Consider the following 19,368-nt stretch of genomic DNA (forward strand, 5'->3'; position numbering starts at 1 on the left):
ATTACTAAAACAAAAGCTACAGCCATTAAGGCTATAGCCCCATATCTTGTTTTCGAATTCATGATATTTACACCTTATTTTGGCTAATATCTATTTGGTATTAACCTGGTATTTAAGGGTTAACCCCCTTTTCCGCTAAACATAGTATCCCACAGGTAAAAATAAGTTTATTTTTATATTAAAAAAATCAATTATAAAAATAATTAGAGAAAACAATGTATTGCATACAATTCCCATTTTACTAAACCCTTTCACAAAGGTGCTGTTATACAACTACTTTATTTAGAAGTTTTTTTAAAGAATTTAGTGAGTTCAAAACACTATCGTGAAAACTAAAACTTATAGTAAAATGATTTTAATAAATCATATAGTGAAAATCGAATGTTCCCTTTATATTACCTCGAATTCTTTCTGATTAACCTTAGGAATCTTACCATTTTAGAACAAGTTAAATTATTGATTTTAGTTTTATCGAGATTATCTTTATTAAGAATGGGAATAATACTATAGAAATACATAGAGAAGATTTAATATTATTAAGATCTTAACAATATAAAAAACCTATAACCAAAGATATTATAGTGAACAGCAAGTACCCTATGAAAGCAATCAGGTGAGGGAGATGAAATTAATATTGCTCGATTATGATGGTACAATAAGCCCTATAGATGTGGGCTTAGAAAAAGCATATCCATCAGCAAAGGTCCTTGAATCTATTGATTATACTAGAAAAAAAGGAAACAAGGTAGCTATTGTATCAACAAAGAGCTGTGATTTACTGATAAACAGAGTTAAAGCAGATGCATATGCATGTATTGCTGGGGCAGAAATAATTTATGGTAATAGGTCTTGTATTGATACAGATTTAATAAAATATCAGGATGATGCTATTTCATTAATAGACTTCATCAAAAAAGATAAAGATATAAAAGAGAGCAAGGCAAAAATAGATATAAAAAAAACAACAACGAATTTAATTGCAGGCATAACAATAGATTGGAGGTTTTCTAATTATCCAAAAAGTTTACCATCAATAATTGAGCAGGCAAAAAAATTAAATCTAAAAGTTATAAAATATGAAAATGAACCTTTCATAGATATTTTAGTTAGCAAAGCCAATAAAGCAGATGCCGTTTTATTTCTGAAAACGCTTTTTAATCCTAAAATCACCATATATTTCGGAGACAGTGAAAACGATTTACCTGCATTTAAAGTATCAGATATATCAATTTTAGTATTAAACAAATACAATGAACATTTAAAGAATGCAGGTATTAATGAAATAGTTGAGTTCGATAAAATATGGGAGGCGATAAGAAAATATGCAGATTATTAATTACATTATATATGCAACGATATTCCTAGTAATAATAGTAGGCTTTTATCTTTTAGGGAAAATAGTAAAATTTTTAATAAAAAGATCATTAGAAATTACTGGATTTAATGATTGGTTTAAGCATATAAGCATGGGCAGATTAACTTTAAGAGCTGGTATGACAGGCGGGGACTTTTTCGGAAACATAATAGCTTACTTTCTGTATGCAACGGGCGTTATATTAGCTATAGACTTCATCTCTAATGAAGTTTTAAAGGAATTAAAATTGGCCTCTACCTTGCTCACAATAGGGCTAGGTTATACAGCTCTCTTCGTATTTACAATAATTATTGGCTTCATTTTAATAGATGTTTTCGATAGCTATATAACAAGCGAAGCAAAATTAAGAGGAGGACAAGAACTTGAAATACTAATAGTTTACATTAAAATAGTTCTTTACATAACAGTTATAACTTTAGCTATGAGAGAAGTAAAGCTTGATGTAACGCCATTAATGATTTTACTTCAACCATTAGCATGGGGATTAGCAATAGCATTTGTTGCTTTAATTTTATCTAGATACTTAAGGAGGGCATGAGATGGGATTCAACTTTTTTTCAGTTATGTATCAAACATCTAAAAGCAAAGGTCAAGAGCTTGTTGCACAACGTATGGTAAAGTGGGCTATAAAGCTTGGATACAAATCATATTTAATAACGAGCATATACCATGATAATGAGCCTATAATCAGAGAAAGAGAATTAGAGTTATCAGAAAAACCTTATCAGGTATTTGAAAAAGATCCAAAAATTGATTTACCTACTGTAAGGGTTTTAAGCAGGAAAGTAAATTGGCCCCCAAGAAGGATAACTTTTAGAGACTTTATTAATATATTAAATAAAATAGATGAGGAATTGGGCATAAATTTTATAGTAACCCATTCAACTCTTTGGAATGGTCCTGAAGATGCTGCTAAGTGGATTATGTGGAGAAAATTGATGGGAACAATAAATGTGAACCAAAAAAAGATTGTATATGGTCATATGTCTCATTATCAGCCGCCAGAGCCTGGAAGATACGATCCTATAGAGAGAACCTATAGGATGGCATGGAATATGACAGAATTACCTTCTATATTCAAAGCAGCTGATCTTATTTTAGTTGTAACAGGAATTGAAGGGGAAGATATGATAACACTAGGAGCAAACCCAAAACAGATATATATATTTCCTGGAGGATTAGATGATGATGAAGCAAAAATTATAGATAATGCAAAACCAGATTTATTTATTGAACAATTTTTAAAAGAAAATAAAAACAAAAAAATAATAGCATATCTTGGTACAATAGAAGAAAGGAAAAATCCATTAGCTGTTGTAGAAATAGCAAAACATTTCAAAAACAATGAAGATATAGTATTTGTTATAGCCGGAAAACCAGGAGATCAATGGGATAAGGTATATAAAGAATCTAAAAAATTGAAAAATGTTGTGTTAACCGGGGAGTTAACAGTTGAGCAAAAAGCTTCTTTAATAAAATCAAGTTATTTAAATATAATAATGTCAAAAATGGAAGCTTTAGGATTAACTCAGATAGAGTTCATGTATGGAGGGGTGCCAGTTATTACAAGCGCAGTATATGGGCAAAAATGGCTTATCTCCAATGGAATTGATGGAATACATCTAAGAGGGCCTGATGATATTGAAGGGGGAGTAGAAGCAATAAATAAAATAATGCAAAATGAATCTTTATATGAAGAAATGAAAGTAAAAGCAATGGAAAAAGGAAGGAATTTTTTAATGTCTAAATTAATGAGGGAATTGATTGAAAAAGCAAAACAGCTTTCCTCCCAATAGATTCTTAACCAATGAAGAATCAACAATTTTTCTTATGAATTCCTTTTTATTTACATTAAACTCATTAAAAGGTTTATTTAAGAAACATAAAATTTATCTAAAAAATTAAAAATTTATTAAATTTATTAAATTTATTAAAAATAAATCCTAATTATTAACAATTTAAAATCTCATTTCAACTATGTCTTTATCTACTGGAATAAAATCTGGCCCAACTCTTTGCCCATTATATTTTACCCCTTTACCCCAAATTTTAGCATACCTTACATTTGAATTAGGATTTATAGTTTCGGCTATTTCTTTAATTGTTGCATTTTCCTTAATTATTAATGGCTCCTTATCAGGCAATGAATTCGGTTTTTTCGTATAAATCCTTTTTATTTTTAGAATTTTAAATATATCATTACCAAGATCATTAAGGCCTTCACCAGTTTTCGCAGAAACAACCCTATATAAGATGTCTTTCGGCAACAAGGGTATATTAAATTCCTTAACTAGATCTTTTTTATTAAAAAGCACTATGGTAGGCTTATATGTTATTGCATTGATTAAAGAAGCATCTATATCGTCTAGCTTTGGCTCACCATAAACTTCTACTGTTGCATTAAATATCCTATAAGAGCTTAAGACTTTCCTTACATCATCTTCAGTAAAACTGGGCTTTCCGTAAAATACAACATTTATTCCATTACCAGTCCTATGCTTTACTATCCTTATGTAACCCTTTTGCATAGATGTCATTATACCTTTTTTCTCAAGTGTTTCAAAAATTTTTTTCAAATCCCTTTCATAATCACTATCTAATCCAACAACTATTATTATTGCATCAGCATTCCTTGCTATTGCCAATACCTTTGTATTAATGTAATCTCCCTCATTGCTAATTAAAGGCGGTGTATCAATTAATTGAAACTGTATATCTTCGAATTGCATCATACCTGGTACTGGTTCACTAGTTGAAAAAGGGTTAGGACTTATAACAACTTTAGCATTTGTTAACCTTGAAACTATACTGCTTTTGCCTGAATTTGGAGGACCAATCATAGCTATTTGGCCAGCTCCAGCTTTTTCAACGAAAACTCTTGGCCCTCCTCCACCTCTTTTCTTTTTTCTCTCCTTTTCTTCCTCCTGCCTAAGCTCAGCTAACCTGCTCCTCGCCCAATAAAGTAAGTTCTCAGTACCTTTATGCTTAGGAACTGCACTTATAAATTCCTCTAAAGCTTTTATTTTGTCTTCAACCGTTTTAGCATCGCTGTATTTATTTAGCTTAGCAATTGCTTCTGCAGGCAGGTTTGTTACCATCTATTTTAATCCCTTATTTATAATAAGAATTTAAAAATTAAAAATGTTGAGATCCATAGACCGAAAACAAGATAGATATTAAACTTTTGCAAATAACGGAATATTAGGTGTATAAGTTGGAAAATACATCAGTTGAGATTCCGAGTTGGATTCATAGAGTAAAAGTTCCCATTCCTATAGAATCCTTAAAATATATAAACGTTTACATGATTACAGATAACAATTCTTTTAGCTTAATAGACGCAGGAATGTATAATATGAGGTCATTTCATGAACTATCGAAGGAAATAAAAAAATTGGGATATAAAATTAGCGATATGGAATCTGTTATTGTGACTCATTTTCATGTTGATCATATAACATTATCTCCAGTTTTATACTCATTAGGAGCATCAGATTTTTATCTAGGCTTAAAAGATGCAAAAGTTTTAAAAAAAGGCTTCGATAAGTTCATAAACAAGGCTTTAAAAATCTATGTAAATCATGGCATGCCGCCAGGCGAAGCAAATGAAATATCTAAAGCTCATCCGGCAATGAGATTAGTCGATGTATATACAAATGATCTCCAAGAAATCCCATGGATTACTTTAAGCAGTGATTCCGAAATAGATATACAAGGATTAAAGTTTAAGGTATTAGAAGTCCCAGGTCATACGCCTGGACAAATAAACCTTTATAATAAAGAAGAAGGTATAATTTTTACAGGAGATCATATAATAGATCCAATAACCCCTCAAATAACTTTAACAGATGAAAACACAGACCCATTAACAGATTACATAAATAGTTTAGAAAAAATTGCTTCTTTAAATGCTAAATTAGCTTTTTCTGGACATAGAGAACCCATATTAAATCCCAGTAAAAGAGCGAATGAGATAATAAAGCATCATGAAGAAAGGCTTAATGAAATATTGAAATTAATTAGTAAAACTCCATTAACTGGATATGAAATTGCGAAAAAGGTTAAATGGAGAGCATCGTATAATTCTTGGGAAGAATATCCATATGCTGAAAGATTTTTTGCTATGGGAGAAACGCTAGCCCATCTAAAGAGATTGGAAGTACTTAATAAAGCAGAAAAGGTTGAAATGAAAAATATTTACGTATGGAAAGCAATTTAATTACAGCTACTTAATGAAGCAATCATTTCTTCAACTTTTTTACATATTTTTGGAAAAACTTCTTCAACCTTTTCATCAACTTTTATATCAGCGTAATAATCTAATTCTGTTTCACCCATGTTTATTATTATTAATTCAGCTCCATTGCTCTTAGCTATAATCGGTAATTGATTAGCTGGAGAAACTGATAGACTTGAGCCTAAAACTAAGAAGAGATCACTTTTAGATGCTAAATCAAATGCTTGCCTAATTTCTTTTTCAGGTAGCGGTTCACCAAAAAATACAACGTCTGGTTTTAAAATACCTCCACAATATGGACATATAGGGATTTTATTTTGTTTAACATCATTAAAGGCGTTTTCTATATCATACTTTCTGTGACATTGAGTGCATATGGCATATTTCATATTTCCGTGAAGCTCAATAACATTTTTACTACCAGCTTTTTCATGAAGGTTATCTATGTTTTGTGTTATAACTGCTTTTATTATATTAAGTTCCTCAAGTCTAGCTAAAGAATAATGAGCTCTATTAGGCTTTGAATCCTTAATTTTTTCATACATTTCGTTCATAAAAAGCTTCCACGTGTTTAATGGATCAGAATAAAAATGAGATATATGAAAGAGGTTAGGGTCTAAAACTTTCCATATTCCTTGGGGTCCTCTAAAATCAGGTATGCCACTTCCTGTACTAATTCCAGCCCCCGTTAATACTACAGCAAAACTTGATTTTATTAATTTTTCAGCAATTTGTTTTATTAAATCCACAGTTTCACCAAGATTTATTTATTTAAAATTAAGAATATAAACCCTTATCCAAAAACATCAAATTAAAATATCTAATCAATTATATCAAATTTTTTCTAAGGAAAACAGTATTCAATAACAAAGCGTTTCATATAACAAACTTTATTTTTAAAAATGTTTAAATTATAATTATTTTCATTTAAACCAATAAATTTTTTAAATTAAAAATTTATATATCATATATATTAATAATAAATTATGGTGAAAGAGAATGGAATCCCAAAATAAAATTCAAGTTACCCCTATGGAATCGGTTAAAAAGGCAAGTAATTCATTGGTTAAAATGGTGGTATTTCTTGTATTATATATAGGAATTTCAGCCGGAATTCAATATGTTATGACTTTGTTTAATTTATTGTCATATTTTAAATACGTTAACGCAGTACTCGTGCTAGCTTTTGGATGGTATATAGTTTTATATTTTGCAGATTTTGTATACTGGACTATGAGATCTAAATACGATCATCCTACTGCAGTTGCTTTCAAAAACATGATGAGAATTATAGGTATTGTAGCAATAATAGCAGCTGTTGTAGGAGCAGCTGTAGGAGGCATTGGAGGTCTTACAATCGGCGGATTTTTGGGCATAGTAGTAGGTTTTGCAGTACAGCAAGTAACTGGCCAGGCAGTAGCAGGTATCTTTATCTTAGCGGCAAAACCATTTAAAGTAGGGGATCATGTTAACATACTCGGTGAAGATGGAATCGTTGAAGATATAGGAGCTATGTTCACTAAAATTAGAAAACAAGACAATAGCATAGTATTAATACCAAGCTCATCAATTATAGGCAATAAAATTTATTTGCTAATACAAAAACTAACTGGCCAATAAATTTTAAAAATTAAAATGTTTAACATATTTTTTATATTATTTAAGAAATTTTTTATAAATTGTTATAAAATCTATATAAAAACAGGTTACTCTTCTCTAAAATTTGATACTTCGCTCTCTTCAACTATAGCTGGGCATATCAGCTTCGTACCAATGCTTTCTATTATTGAGAGCAAACTAATTAAAATACCATCAGATCCTTCATTCTTTAATGTTGATTTTATTTCGCTGGCAATTTTAACAGCGTTTAATATTCTTCTTCCGCTGTTAGACGCAATTCCACCTAATAGATCACTTAAAACAATCTTTAATGCTTGTGAATTTTTGTTGATTTGTTCCTTATTAGATGAAACTAAATAACTGTATACCAAGTTAGGCAATGAAATTATTAACCCATATGATATTGAATCTAATTGCTCTCCTTCTCTCTTTGATATTCTTAATATTGTCATTGATATATCTTCTGCCTCTTTCCTTATCTTTTCTAAATCATTGTTTGCATTTCCTTCATTCATAGCTATATCAACCATATCTTGAAGTCTAGAATTCAATTCCTTAATGAATTTGTTTGAATCCTCTTCTTGAGGGCTCAGCAAATCTACTTCTAATGAATCAATTCCTTCTGTAACGTTTTCCACCTTATCGTTTTCATTTAAACCCTTAACCAATTGGGAGAATGTAGCTTCATCCAACCCCTTAACATTTATTATTAGTTTTTTGTATCCATGAATATAGGCACAATCAGATATGATTTTTGGGCCAGCTATTTTTGCAATCCCATTGTATTTTATTGATACTGTTTCCGCTTTAATAACAGCTTTATTATCAGATGGTATAAGTTTTAAATGATCCCCTTCTTCTAATATCATTAATTCATCTCCTACCTTTAAACCAAGCTTTTTAGCCCATTGCTTTGGCAAAGTAACTATTAAGCTAGAACCTCCCAATCTTTGTATTCTCCTAGTTGAATTCAGGCTCATACCTGTTCCCCCAAATATATACAGTATAGATCCCCCTTTATATCTTTAACGCCGTTAAATTAAATAAAAAATATTTCTAACAAAAATAGCATTTATCGATTTTAGTATACTATTACGTATAATTTTATGAGTTATATCGCTTAATATTTAATCCCTAAACACTATTTAATAAAATGAGGCGGTTCAATTGAATACATTGGAAATAAGATGGCACGGCAGAGGGGGCCAAGGGGCAGTTACTGCTGGAGAAGTATTAGCATCTGCTGCAATAATAGAAGGAAAATATGCATTGGCATTTCCTGAATTCGGAGCTGAAAGGAGAGGTGCTCCTGTTAGAGCGTATACAAGAGTTACAAATAATCCAAATATACCCAGAACACCAATAGAAAAACCTGATGTAGTTGTTATTCTCGATAAAAGTTTATTAAAGCATGAATATATTGAAGGCTTAAAGCCTGGAGGTTATTTTATTGCAAATACTCCTCTAAAACCTGATGAATTAATAAAAAAGCTTAACTTACCAAACAGTTTTAATGTTTCAACAGTAGATGCAACAAGTATTGCATTAAAATGGCTTAAAGCTAATATAGTAAATACTGCTATTTTAGGTGCAGTTATAAGAACTACAAATTTATTGAAAATTGAAACAATAATTAACGTTATTAAAAGCAGGTTCCCAGGAAAAATAGGGGAAGCTAATGCTATGGCAGTACAAGAAGCATTTGAAAATACAATAGTTATGAAGTTGCAGGAGGCGATTTAAATGGAAAAATTGGTTTCCTTTAAAGATATGGCTCCTGGAGGCATTGTTGTAAATCCTGGAAATAGCCTAGAGTACAAAACTGGAGATTGGAAGGTATTAATACCAGTTATAAATCAAGAAACATGCACAAGATGCAGAATATGCTGGTATGTTTGTCCAGATAATGCTATTTTGGAATTAGATAAAGAATATACTACAAAGAAGAATAGAAAATACAAGGTAAGTTATGATGTTAACTCAGATTTTTGTAAGGGTTGCGGTATGTGCGCCCAAGAGTGCCCAGTTAAAGCAATAGAAATGGTGCCTGTGGAGGTGGCATAAATGGCGCTAGAAACTGTTAAGAAAGCGATACCTTTAAGCACTAACCATGCTATTGCAAACGCGGTTAAGGATTTAGATGTAGATGTAATATCAGCCTATCCTATTACTCCTCAAACAACAGTTGTAGAAAAAATATCTGAGTTTATAGCAAAAGGTGAGCTAGATGCTGAATATATACATGTTGAAAGTGAGCATAGCGCATTAAGCGCTGCAATTTCTGCTTCTCTAACAGGTGCAAGGGCTTTTACAGCAACAGCAAGTCAAGGATTTGCTTTAATGCATGAAATGCTTCATATAGCCTCAGGATTAAGAGCTCCATTAGTTATGAGCGTTGCAATGAGATCTTTAAGTGCACCTATAAGCATTTGGAATGATCAAAGCGATTTATTTAATGCAAGAGATTCAGGTTGGATAATATTGTTTGCTCATACTGCGCAAGAGGCTTATGATACCATAATACAAGCATATAAAATAGCTGAAGATCAAAATGTTTTATTACCGGTTATGGTTGGATACGATGGCTATGTAATGAGCCATACTATTGAGCCAGTTATAACGGAAAGCAGAGAAAAAGTTATCAAATTCGCTCCAAAGAAACAATATCCATATAAATTAGACCCTGATAAGCCGGTAAGCATAGGAGCAATAACACCTCCTGAATATTATTATGAATTTAAATATCAACAAGTTAATGCAGTAAACAACTCATTGCCAACTATTGAAAAGGTGGATGAAGAATTTGGTAAGACTTTTGGGAGGAGCTATGGCTTAATGGAATGCTATATGTGTGAGGATGCAGACGCACTAATTATGACAAATGCTAGTTACGCATCAACTCTTAAAGCATTTTTACCTGATATAAGAAAAGAAGGTATAAAGGTCGGGTTATTAAGGGTAAGGCTATACAGACCCTTCCCATTACAGAAGTTTATTGAATATACAAGTGATAAGAAGACCATATTGGTTATTGATAGAGCAATTAGCTATGGCGCTCCCTTCCAAGGTCCTTTAGCTAATGAAATTTCAGGAGCAATAGTTAGAGAAGGGCTTAAACTTAATTTAATAAGTGTAGTAGCAGGAATAGGGCAAAGAACAGTTGAATATGAGGACTTTTTGGCATTAGCTAGATTAGCTTATGAAGGTAAGAAGCATAAAGAAACTATATTTTATGGGGTGAGAGAATGAGCGAGACAAAGAAAGTATTAAGGATAAAGAGTTTATATGACTTGCCTAGAGAAGAGCTATTCATAAGTGGACATGGATTATGCCCAGGTTGTACAGCAGGTACAATAATGAGAATGCTAACAAAAGTAACTGGCAAAGACACTATAGTTGTTAATGCTACTGGCTGTGTTGAGGTTTCAACGACTAGATATCCATATTCGAATTGGTTAATACCATGGCTTCATTCAGCATTTGAAAATTCAGGAGCATCGGCTAGCGGCATCGTTGCTGCTATAAAGGCGATGAAGAGAAAAGGGATTATGGATAAAGATAAAGATGTTAAAGTAGTTGTTGTAGCTGGAGATGGAGGTACGGTTGACATAGGCTTGCAGAGCCTCAGCGGTATGTTAGAAAGAAAAGATCCAGTTATGTATGTATTATATGACAATGAGGCATATATGAACACTGGTATACAAAGAAGCGGTTCAACTCCTCATAGTGCTTGGACAACAACTACGCCCGCTGGGAAGGTTTGGAGAGGAGAATGGAGAGATAAAAAAGACATAGCAGGGATAGCAGCGGCCCACCATATACCATACGTTGCAACGGCAAATCCCGCATACCCAATGGATATGATAAATAAGTTTGCGAGAGGTTTAGAGGTTTTAAACGAAGGCCCATCGTTTATACAAGTATTAATGGCATGCACAACTGGTTGGCGTTTTGACCCTGCTTTAGGTATAACTATATCGAGATTAGCAACAGAAACAGGTATATTTCCTATATACGAAATAGATCATGGAAACTTTAGAGTAACTTTTCCTATAATGAAAAGAAAGCCAGTTAAAGAATACTTAAAGTTGCAAGGAAGATTTGCCCACTTAACGGATGAAGAAATTAATGAAATACAAAAAATGGTTGATCAAAAAGTAGAGACAATAAATAAAATGGCAGGTAAAACAGTTATAGGGCCTGTAGGCTAATAAATAATAAAAGAATAACATTTCCCTTTTAATCAGTTAAATCTCTTCTTCATTTTCTTCTGACCCACTTTTTCTACACAAATTTTTAAGCACTAATTTTGTTATAGAATCGTATTGTAATGATTTTGCGCTAGTATCGACCTCTATTATAACTGGTAAATCTATATCATCGTATCCCATTATCCTTTCCTTAACAACTCCTATTTCAGGTTCAGAAGTAATTGTTGGCATAAAAGCTACATAGCCATTATTATTAACACCTTCAACCGCTCCTCCAACCAATACAACTGGTAAATCGGTTTCTTTACTTCTAACAGCTAAAAAGTTATTAATGCTTTCAATATCTAACGTCAATATAGAGGTCTCACTTTCACTTTTCATTTTAAAAAACCTTGACTCATAAGGTAACATTGTACCAACTATAACATTTGCACCCATATAACTTAAGGCTTTAAATATTTCAGGATATCCTAAGTCTTCATCTATAAAAACTCCAACATTTGCATTTTTCTTCTTAATATTGAAGATTTCTACATTTTTACCTGGTGTTAAACCGTTTTCATCTTCAGCTTTTGTTATAGCAATTTTTCTATATTTTCCTGCAAGCTCTCCTTGAGGATTGCTAGCAAATACAGTCAAATAAAGTCTGGGACCAGCTCTCTCTACTATTGGCCCGGCTATTACATAAATTCCAAATTCGTGCGACCATTTGGATACCGACATAAATGTTTGGTTTTGCTGTATTTCTGATTCGTTAAGCCTTTCAGCATAATTTTTTAGCATATTCTTCACTTTTTGATTTGGATAATAACCTACTATAGGTCCAGTTAATGGATATGCAGGTAAATAAATTAAATCAATATCATCATGATCTATAATAACTCTATTTATTATTTCTTCAAGCCTCTTCATATTTGTCCTTCTTGCTCCAAGCTTTATCCTTGTATGAAGTATGGCCATCTTTAGCACATTATTTCACCCTTATTAGTATTACCGCCTTCTTAAAATAGATTTGGCATGCTACATTAAAAATATTGCAGGGGGAAATATTTAAATAACTCTAAAACATAAAAAACTTTTAATCTATTAATTTATTATTTTTATCAACAAAAAAACAAGATAATAAAAAACAAGGAAAACAAATTAAATTTTTAAATTAATATTATTAATAGTTATTCGTTTATTTCTTTTCAGCAGCACCTTCTGACTTCTTTTCTTTCTTGCCCTTTGCCATTCTAATTCACCTGGGCCTTTTGGCCTGATTTTAATAGTCTAAAATTGTATTCTTAAGACTTTATAGCACTAGATAGGTAGAGAGCTCAGGTAATATCATTGAGAACTATAAACTCCTGTACTACGTAAAAGAGGAATTTTAGAGAGAATTTTCATGATGTATTACAATTTTTATTTATAATGTACCAAGGCATTTCTATTTCAGATCTTTCTAAATATTTTAAATAATATTCTTTACTATAATTACCTTCATAAAATTCAACTGGTATTGGATTTCCATCGCTATTTATTATATAGCTTATAGAATCACTTAATCCATATAAAATCCTACTTGCCCTGGCCTGTTGTGTGTTCCCAATTTTATTTATGCTCTTGCTTATAACAAGTAGATCCTCTTTAACATCACCATTAATCAATTCTTTTTTTACATTATCATATGATTCCTTTGCTTTAATTAACAAATTATAAAATTCTTCTTTATTTGATGCTTTTTTTAAAACATTTAATGCATTTGTTTCTGCATACTTTATAATATCGGGCACATTTTTCCTTACAGCATTTATTCCTTTTATTTTTAATGTACCATCATCCTTTAAACCATAATATCTGCCAGCTGAGCCCAAACATCTTTCAGTATATGGGAAAACAAGCCAAAGAAATTTATCTTCGACCCTTAGCTTTATGTTAACTTCTTTACTTATAGTTTCAGAAAGTTCCTCAACGTCAATCTTAGGATTTTCTGGAATTAAAAATAGGCTATCTATGATATAATTTATTACTTTATATCCATTTTTATTAGAAATCTCGTATGATTTTTTCATTATTTCTCTAGCTATATATGTAACACTTTCATATGCCGAAACGCTCCCAAATAAACTATTCCTATAGCCTAGATATCCAAAGCCGGTTACCAATATCCATTTTATTGCATCAAACCTTTCTTTAAAAATTAAGTCTTTTTTATAGGGTCTTATCTTTTCTCTCCTATCTATAAGCCTTTTAAGTACGCTCGGAACTAAGCCTTCTTTATCAAAGCAAACCTTATGACCTATAGCATTAATTTCATATTTGATACAATTATTTTTGTTAACTGTTTCTGCAGATAAATTGTTTAAAACTATTATGTTAGGATAAAGGCTTGAGAAATCTAGTTGATAAACGTTAAAATAAACTCCGGGTTTCGGTATAAATGTTGCTCCTGCTCTATCGGCATCCTTCATATCACCAAGTTTCCTCCAAGGTTCTACCCTTTTAACCTTCTTTATTTCGTAATGCCTTTTAATTGCTTCTAATGCTTCAGCAGAAGTTAAAATTTTTCCAATAGATGAATTGCTTGCCTGCCTTAATGTAAGGCCTGAAATCCTTGACCACTCTATTAGACCGTAAATTCCCACAAGGGGTTTCTGTATTAAAATAAAACCTTGACTTTTTATTTCATTTAAAGAATTTACATCTGCCATGACTATACTTATTTCGTTTTCTTTTATTATATCGTAGAGCTCTTCTATGTTCTCAATAACAAAATCATCTTTATTATTTATGCTCACTTTATAATATTTTATGTCATACCAAGATGCTTCCTTCCCATATTTATTCAAAGAAGTCACATATGCATATCTTATTTCAGGTAATTTATATAAAGGATCATCACTGTCTCTCATCTCAAGGGTATTCGTGTCATATAAATAGCCTGGACGCAAACTTTTTTCTCTAAGAATAAGATTTATTTCGTCTGGAAAATTATTAACATGTACTCCTAAACCGTTTTCTTCTATTCTTTTAATAAACTTACTGCTGCCCAAATACTTTATTTTTATTATTGGTCTTTTGAAGTCGTAATATGGAGGTAAAAACCATTCTTCTTCCATTATTTCATAAATAAAACTAAGCTTGTTTAATACATTATATAATTCTATACTAGTTGGCTCTATATAAGCTATTCTATGAGCCTTAACATTTATTTCTTCTATTTTATTGCTTAAGAAATATAAAGTTAAAACTCCTTTATCATATCTTGCATCTAAAAATAGTCCTTCCACTATTTACACCTTTTAGCTAAATAAACTATTAAACCTAAGATTATAGGTTCTAAAGGATCATAAAGTCCTTCGAATTGATAATAACTTATTAAACTATAGGCCTCTTTAATTATTTCTTTTACTTTATCCTTATCTTCATAATCCATGTAATTAGCTATCTTTAATAACTTGTTTATTTCCTCTTCTACAGCCATTCTTGTAGAAGGTGTTGTCCTACCCATAATCTTTCATCTCCAAGTTCCTTATAAGAGATATAGGAAGCCTTGGGTACAGACTTAGCGTAATGCTTTATTAAAACCGCTTCAACCCCATTTCTATAAGGGATTACTCTAACTATTGAATGCAATATGTGATGATGGAATTTGCCCCCCTCAGGCAAGAACCTTCCTAAAGAAGTTTCTCTATTAAATATAATTGTTATTATGCCTTTTGATGAGTTCTCTTTTATTGCACCCGTTATAGGTGTTAAAAGTTTGTAATTTAATGGGCTAGTCGGCGAGAAAAGATAAGGATCTATTATAACTAAGCTATCTAATCCTTCTACTCCCTTTATTAGATCTGGTATATCATACCTCCTAAAGGCCCTTGATATGTATATGTTATCAAAATTCCCCCTAAGTATTTTTACCATCTTCCTTATAAAATAAGGGTCCAAATTTCCATAATCTTGTATATAAATAACGCCTACCCTTCCATATCTAGATAAGGAAGCTATTGTTACATGAGAAATAGATAAAACTATATTCCAATTGCCATAAATCTCTATTATTTCACCTTTATTAAATGGTCTTAAAAGGGAATCTAAAGACTCTATTCCAGTTAAGTTATCCATATCTAAGCCCTGATTAAATTATTTAATAGAATTAATCAGAATTTCACTATAATTTATAATATGAGGGAGAGGTAAATGAAAGTATTGTTAAAAACCTGGCTTCCTTATTTTTAAAACATCTTTATTAACCAAAGTTATTGGTACATCACCATTATAAAACATTTCTAAATTCTTATAAACCAAATCAGCCATCTTTGCCCTAGTCTCATGAGTTGCACTTCCTATATGAGGTAACAATACTATATTGTCTAAGTTAACTATAGGATTTTTAGGATCTAAGGGCTCTGAAGGATAAACATCTAATCCTGCCCCCGCAATCCACCCCTCTTTTAATGCTTTATATAAGGCATTTAAATCAACAACTTTTCCTCTAGCAGTGTTTATTAAAAAAGCAGTTTTTTTCATAAGCCTTAAAAGCTTTTCATCAACTAAATTATATGTCTCATTAGTCAGAGGAACGTGCAAAGATATTATATCACTTTCTTTAAAAAGTGTAACCAAATCCACATATCTTGCTCCAAGATCTTCCATTTCTTTATGCCTATTCCTACTATTGTAAAGAATTCTCATATCAAAACCCTTTGCTCTCTTAGCTACTGCGTAACCGATTCTTCCGCCGCCTACTATTCCCAAAGTTTTACCATAGACGTCGTAACCAAGCATTAATGTAGGATGCCATGCGGAACCTAATAAAAACCATTTACCACTCCTAACAAATTTATCAGCCTCCACAATTCTCCTTGATACAGATAAAATTAATCCCCATGCTATATCTGCTGTTGCATCTGTTAATACATCTGGTGTATTTGTTACATAAACTCCATGCTTTGTCGCACATTCTAAATCTACATTATCAAATCCAACAGCGTATTGCGCTATAATTTTAAGTTGAGGAGATAAAGATTCTATTATATCGCATGTTATTTTATCCTCTAAAGTAGTTACCAAGGCATCAAAACCCTTAGCGTTATTTATTATTTCCTCTTTACTTGGGGGCACAAATTTTGGCCAAATAGAAACAGTAAATAATTGTTTCATCTTTTCAGTCGCTGGGAAGGGGATTTCTCTAGTAATAAATAACTTAGGCATTTTTCTCGCCCAAAAAACAAGAGAGTTAAGAATTTATAAGATTTTTATAATTCTTTTATTGGTAGGTAAGAGTTGATCAAAAACATTAAGAAAGCTATTGTAATAATGATCATAATAATGGCTTTAATATCATTTAACATATCTAAGAGTTTTACATATGTAGAAAATAATATATATGTTGATAATGCTGGAGATTTGATATCTGTTAGCATAATTAATATTACTTCACCACCCGAGGTAATAGTCATACCAGCTTATCAACCATCTGCATATATAGCATATTATGTTAATAATTATCAAACTATGCCAGTAGACTTCAATGGAACGGATTTAATAGTTTTAGCAAACGAAACAGGATTATTAAATGTAACTTACCTTTCTTTAGCTTCTACTAGCAAACAAGGAATAATTTGGACGTTAAACATAAGTGAGAATTATTATACAAAAATATTTTTACCGCAAAACTCTATACCAATAAATATTAATCCAACACCTATATCAGTTTATTATTCATCTAATTCACCCGTAATATTAATGCCTCCCGGAAAAATATTTATTCAATATAGCCTGTCTACCCAGCAATTGGCTCCGCATAAAACAAACAATTATATATATACCATAGGTATAATTATTTCTATTATTATAATTATTATTATAATTTTAACATTAATAAAAAATAAAAGAAAAAAAGAAAAAGTTGAAATACAGGAACTTGATGAAAGAGATAAACAAATTTTAAATGCAATCAAAAAGCTAGGGGGAATTGCTACAGCTAATCAAATTATGAATGAAACTAATATACCAAAGACACCTCTATACAGGAGACTTTCAAAGCTTGTTCAAATGGGATATATAGAAGAAGTTGTATATGGAAAAACAAAAAGCTACAAATTAAAGGATCAATAAAGATATTCAAGTTTTCTGGCTAAGTTATCTAAAAATCTTAGCCTTTTAGGTGTTGGTGGATGAGTGGCGATTATTTCTTCTCTTGGATCTGTTTCTTTGTTCTTTAATTCTTCTACAACATCGTCTATATCATCTATATGAATTCTTGTATGAGGCGAGTCAATACTAAAGAAAAATCCCCCCTGTATTTCAACTAGAGGAGCTATTATAAAAAGCATTTGAGCAGTTGAGCTATTTTTGGCTTGCCTTCTGAGCCTAGCACTTGAATCATACATCACTTCTAGTCTAGCTAATGCCCTTTGAAGCTTTTTTGGATCCCTTGTTACTATTGCGCTATTTGCATCTGCATAATATTCTCTTAATCTATTAAAGTGAGCAACTAAAAATCTAAACAAAACACCGGCAGCAATCAAGACTATACCAACGATTAATAGCAATACGTTACCACTAACTTGGTTTCTTTCTCCACTGCTTCCTCCACCTAATATACCGTTCCATATTAATATTTGCCCTAGATAATATACAGCTAAAGGTATTAGGCTCAACGCTAGTATAAAAGTTACATCTCTATGTCTTAAATGCCCTACCTCATGACCTAATACTGCCTCTAATTCATCTTGAGGCATGATATTAATTATTCCTCTGGTGACTGCAACAAAGTTACCTGTTAGTGGACTTCCATACGAAAACGCATTTGGTATATTTACTTCTGCTATTCTCAATTTAGGAACTTTTATATTACTCTTTTTAGCAACATTTTCTAAGCTTTTCTGTATATCTATTTCTTCTTGTGTTTTTGGTGGATGAGCTTTATACATTAAGTTAATTAAATATGGTGAGAAAAGCCATTGAAATATTATTATTAAGGCAGTTAAAATCACTGCTCCCATAACAATTGAATCTGCAATAAGAGGCAATCCAAAAGCATAGCTAAGTATCTCAGCGGTCCCAATAAAAACTCCCAATCCAGCTAATATAATTGATATAGCTGAAATAATCATTGAAGCTCTCAAGCTGGATAGGCTTTCTGGTTCTTTACTTACTATTTTTGGAGCAGATAATGTTAATATAGCAACTATTACTCCACCTACAAGCGATCCTATTACCATTACCCACCAGTAGACTAGCATGAATCCAAGTATTCCTCCTATTATCATTTTCTCTACCTAACCTATATCTAATTTGTAAGGGAGTTAAACCTTTTTATTAAACAAATATAATAGAAACAAAGAAGTGAGAAAATGATAATAGAAAAGGAAAAAGAAGATGATATTTGCAAAAAAATTAAACCCATAATTATTGTATCGGGTCCTCCAGGATCAGGAAAGTCTACCTATGCAAAAAGGCTTGCAAAGGATCTAAATCTTAAATATTATACTAGCGGCCAAGCCTTCAGAGAATTAGCTAAAGAATTAAATATTGATTTAATAGAATTAAATAAAATTGCTCAAAATAATCCTGAAATAGACCTAAAAATAGATAAAAAAACATTAGAAGAAGCAAAAAATGGCTGTATAGTTATAGATTCTCATTTAGCGGCATGGATATTAAAGGATTTATCAACCATATCTATATATGTTAAGGCAGATCTAAAAAGTAGGATTAAAAGATTACAGCTTAGAGATAATAAAGACATAAACTATTCCATAGAAGAGGCTGTATACAGAGAATATACTCATTATAGGAGATTCAAAGAATATTATGGAATAGATATAAGAGATCTTTCTATATTTGATTTAATAATAGATACAACAAATCTTAGTATTGATGACGCCTATGATATTATTTTAGAAACCGTTAAGAAAATGTTAAAACTTTAAAAAACA

Annotated in this window: 20 protein-coding genes; 11 read left to right on the plus strand and 9 right to left on the minus strand. The window is 31.3% G+C overall.

The annotated features are described in order from the left end of the window. Positions 1-622: 622 nt before the first annotated feature. From ACP5GV_RS00600 to ACP5GV_RS00610, 3 genes are read left to right on the plus strand one after another with little or no spacing between them, the layout of a single operon-like run. The gene (locus ACP5GV_RS00600) at positions 623-1,336 is read left to right on the plus strand and encodes an HAD-IIB family hydrolase (protein WP_428101723.1); all 714 of its coding nucleotides are present in this window, start codon (positions 623-625) and stop codon (positions 1,334-1,336) included. After that, a complete protein-coding gene (locus ACP5GV_RS00605; RefSeq protein ID WP_292319012.1) occupies positions 1,323-1,913 on the plus strand; it encodes a mechanosensitive ion channel family protein in 591 nt (196 codons plus the stop codon). The genes ACP5GV_RS00600 and ACP5GV_RS00605 overlap by 14 nt, the downstream gene beginning before the upstream one ends. Before the next feature lies 1 nt (position 1,914). Beyond that, the gene (locus ACP5GV_RS00610) at positions 1,915-3,171 is read left to right on the plus strand and encodes a glycosyltransferase family 4 protein (RefSeq protein WP_428068074.1); all 1,257 of its coding nucleotides are present in this window, start codon (positions 1,915-1,917) and stop codon (positions 3,169-3,171) included. Between the two features lie 162 nt (positions 3,172-3,333). Here the strand turns inward: ACP5GV_RS00610 and ACP5GV_RS00615 are convergent, their stop codons facing one another. Further along, complete coding sequence (locus tag ACP5GV_RS00615) at positions 3,334-4,473, minus strand: GTPase (protein WP_428068072.1); 1,140 nt, start codon at positions 4,471-4,473, stop codon at positions 3,334-3,336. 116 nt (positions 4,474-4,589) lie between these two features. Here ACP5GV_RS00615 and ACP5GV_RS00620 point away from each other — a divergent pair, with 116 nt between their 5' ends. Beyond that, a complete protein-coding gene (locus ACP5GV_RS00620) occupies positions 4,590-5,594 on the plus strand; it encodes an MBL fold metallo-hydrolase (protein ID WP_428068070.1) in 1,005 nt (334 codons plus the stop codon). Here the strand turns inward: ACP5GV_RS00620 and cobB are convergent. Further along, positions 5,591-6,361, minus strand: a complete 771-nt coding sequence (gene cobB, locus ACP5GV_RS00625) for an NAD-dependent deacylase (RefSeq protein ID WP_428068068.1) — start codon at positions 6,359-6,361, stop codon at positions 5,591-5,593. The two genes, ACP5GV_RS00620 and cobB, sit on opposite strands and share 4 nt — an antisense overlap. Before the next feature lie 250 nt (positions 6,362-6,611). Here cobB and ACP5GV_RS00630 point away from each other — a divergent pair, with 250 nt between their 5' ends. Continuing rightward, complete coding sequence (locus ACP5GV_RS00630; RefSeq protein WP_428101726.1) at positions 6,612-7,232, plus strand: mechanosensitive ion channel domain-containing protein; 621 nt, start codon at positions 6,612-6,614, stop codon at positions 7,230-7,232. 86 nt (positions 7,233-7,318) lie between these two features. Here ACP5GV_RS00630 and ACP5GV_RS00635 read toward each other — a convergent pair whose 3' ends face one another. Then, complete coding sequence (locus ACP5GV_RS00635) at positions 7,319-8,212, minus strand: AbrB/MazE/SpoVT family DNA-binding domain-containing protein (RefSeq protein WP_428101728.1); 894 nt, start codon at positions 8,210-8,212, stop codon at positions 7,319-7,321. 187 nt (positions 8,213-8,399) lie between these two features. Here ACP5GV_RS00635 and ACP5GV_RS00640 point away from each other — a divergent pair, with 187 nt between their 5' ends. Genes ACP5GV_RS00640 through ACP5GV_RS00655 form a run of 4 tightly spaced genes read left to right on the plus strand, consistent with a single transcriptional unit; the run spans position 8,400 to position 11,443 of the window. After that, the gene (locus tag ACP5GV_RS00640; protein WP_292319005.1) at positions 8,400-8,975 is read left to right on the plus strand and encodes a 2-oxoacid:acceptor oxidoreductase family protein; all 576 of its coding nucleotides are present in this window, start codon (positions 8,400-8,402) and stop codon (positions 8,973-8,975) included. Beyond that, positions 8,976-9,296: a 4Fe-4S binding protein gene (locus ACP5GV_RS00645; RefSeq protein WP_428101730.1), complete on the plus strand. Its 321-nt coding sequence runs from the start codon at positions 8,976-8,978 to the stop codon at positions 9,294-9,296. Further along, complete coding sequence (locus ACP5GV_RS00650) at positions 9,297-10,481, plus strand: ferredoxin oxidoreductase (protein ID WP_428068061.1); 1,185 nt, start codon at positions 9,297-9,299, stop codon at positions 10,479-10,481. Then, entirely contained in the window at positions 10,478-11,443 is a 966-nt protein-coding gene (locus tag ACP5GV_RS00655) for a thiamine pyrophosphate-dependent enzyme (RefSeq protein WP_428101733.1), read from the plus strand. The genes ACP5GV_RS00650 and ACP5GV_RS00655 overlap by 4 nt, the downstream gene beginning before the upstream one ends. A 36-nt stretch (positions 11,444-11,479) precedes the next feature. Here ACP5GV_RS00655 and ACP5GV_RS00660 read toward each other — a convergent pair whose 3' ends face one another. From ACP5GV_RS00660 to gyaR, 5 genes are all read right to left on the minus strand, one after another. After that, positions 11,480-12,403, minus strand: a complete 924-nt coding sequence (locus ACP5GV_RS00660; protein WP_428101826.1) for a carbon-nitrogen hydrolase family protein — start codon at positions 12,401-12,403, stop codon at positions 11,480-11,482. A gap of 425 nt (positions 12,404-12,828) precedes the next feature. Continuing rightward, entirely contained in the window at positions 12,829-14,715 is a 1,887-nt protein-coding gene (locus ACP5GV_RS00665) for a DNA polymerase domain-containing protein (protein WP_428101736.1), read from the minus strand. Next, positions 14,715-14,936 (minus strand): hypothetical protein, encoded by a 222-nt coding sequence (locus ACP5GV_RS00670; RefSeq protein ID WP_292319000.1) that lies wholly within the window; start codon positions 14,934-14,936, stop codon positions 14,715-14,717. The genes ACP5GV_RS00665 and ACP5GV_RS00670 overlap by 1 nt, the downstream gene beginning before the upstream one ends. Next, entirely contained in the window at positions 14,900-15,547 is a 648-nt protein-coding gene (locus tag ACP5GV_RS00675) for a hypothetical protein (protein WP_428068056.1), read from the minus strand. The genes ACP5GV_RS00670 and ACP5GV_RS00675 overlap by 37 nt, the downstream gene beginning before the upstream one ends. Before the next feature lie 87 nt (positions 15,548-15,634). After that, positions 15,635-16,636, minus strand: coding sequence for a glyoxylate reductase (gyaR, locus tag ACP5GV_RS00680; protein ID WP_428068054.1), 1,002 nt, complete (start codon positions 16,634-16,636; stop codon positions 15,635-15,637). 72 nt (positions 16,637-16,708) lie between these two features. Here gyaR and ACP5GV_RS00685 point away from each other — a divergent pair, with 72 nt between their 5' ends. Then, positions 16,709-17,542: a helix-turn-helix transcriptional regulator gene (locus ACP5GV_RS00685; protein ID WP_428068053.1), complete on the plus strand. Its 834-nt coding sequence runs from the start codon at positions 16,709-16,711 to the stop codon at positions 17,540-17,542. Here the strand turns inward: ACP5GV_RS00685 and ACP5GV_RS00690 are convergent. Then, positions 17,536-18,699: a zinc metalloprotease HtpX gene (locus tag ACP5GV_RS00690; protein ID WP_428101738.1), complete on the minus strand. Its 1,164-nt coding sequence runs from the start codon at positions 18,697-18,699 to the stop codon at positions 17,536-17,538. The two genes, ACP5GV_RS00685 and ACP5GV_RS00690, sit on opposite strands and share 7 nt — an antisense overlap. A gap of 84 nt (positions 18,700-18,783) precedes the next feature. On the opposite strand from ACP5GV_RS00690, the gene cmk reads away from it, so the two are divergent. Next, positions 18,784-19,362, plus strand: a complete 579-nt coding sequence (gene cmk / locus ACP5GV_RS00695; protein WP_292318995.1) for a (d)CMP kinase — start codon at positions 18,784-18,786, stop codon at positions 19,360-19,362. Positions 19,363-19,368 lie beyond the last annotated feature (6 nt).

The sequence above is a fragment of the Caldisphaera sp. genome (assembly GCF_049974385.1).
GTDB lineage: Archaea > Thermoproteota > Thermoprotei_A > Sulfolobales > Acidilobaceae > Caldisphaera.

What these genes read in the sequence shown, in the direction of transcription:
- ACP5GV_RS00600 (WP_428101723.1), top strand. Translation starts at nt 623, where the DNA reads ATGAAATTAATATTGCTCGATTATGATGGTACAATAAGCCCTATAGAT.
- ACP5GV_RS00605 (WP_292319012.1), top strand. Translation starts at nt 1,323, where the DNA reads ATGCAGATTATTAATTACATTATATATGCAACGATATTCCTAGTAATA.
- ACP5GV_RS00610 (WP_428068074.1), top strand. Translation starts at nt 1,915, where the DNA reads ATGGGATTCAACTTTTTTTCAGTTATGTATCAAACATCTAAAAGCAAA.
- ACP5GV_RS00615 (WP_428068072.1), bottom strand. Translation starts at nt 4,473, where the DNA reads ATGGTAACAAACCTGCCTGCAGAAGCAATTGCTAAGCTAAATAAATAC.
- ACP5GV_RS00630 (WP_428101726.1), top strand. Translation starts at nt 6,612, where the DNA reads ATGGAATCCCAAAATAAAATTCAAGTTACCCCTATGGAATCGGTTAAA.
- ACP5GV_RS00635 (WP_428101728.1), bottom strand. Translation starts at nt 8,212, where the DNA reads ATGAGCCTGAATTCAACTAGGAGAATACAAAGATTGGGAGGTTCTAGC.
- ACP5GV_RS00645 (WP_428101730.1), top strand. Translation starts at nt 8,976, where the DNA reads ATGGAAAAATTGGTTTCCTTTAAAGATATGGCTCCTGGAGGCATTGTT.
- ACP5GV_RS00650 (WP_428068061.1), top strand. Translation starts at nt 9,297, where the DNA reads ATGGCGCTAGAAACTGTTAAGAAAGCGATACCTTTAAGCACTAACCAT.
- ACP5GV_RS00655 (WP_428101733.1), top strand. Translation starts at nt 10,478, where the DNA reads ATGAGCGAGACAAAGAAAGTATTAAGGATAAAGAGTTTATATGACTTG.
- ACP5GV_RS00660 (WP_428101826.1), bottom strand. Translation starts at nt 12,403, where the DNA reads ATGGCCATACTTCATACAAGGATAAAGCTTGGAGCAAGAAGGACAAAT.
- ACP5GV_RS00670 (WP_292319000.1), bottom strand. Translation starts at nt 14,936, where the DNA reads ATGGGTAGGACAACACCTTCTACAAGAATGGCTGTAGAAGAGGAAATA.
- ACP5GV_RS00675 (WP_428068056.1), bottom strand. Translation starts at nt 15,547, where the DNA reads ATGGATAACTTAACTGGAATAGAGTCTTTAGATTCCCTTTTAAGACCA.
- gyaR (WP_428068054.1), bottom strand. Translation starts at nt 16,636, where the DNA reads ATGCCTAAGTTATTTATTACTAGAGAAATCCCCTTCCCAGCGACTGAA.
- ACP5GV_RS00690 (WP_428101738.1), bottom strand. Translation starts at nt 18,699, where the DNA reads ATGATAATAGGAGGAATACTTGGATTCATGCTAGTCTACTGGTGGGTA.
- cmk (WP_292318995.1), top strand. Translation starts at nt 18,784, where the DNA reads ATGATAATAGAAAAGGAAAAAGAAGATGATATTTGCAAAAAAATTAAA.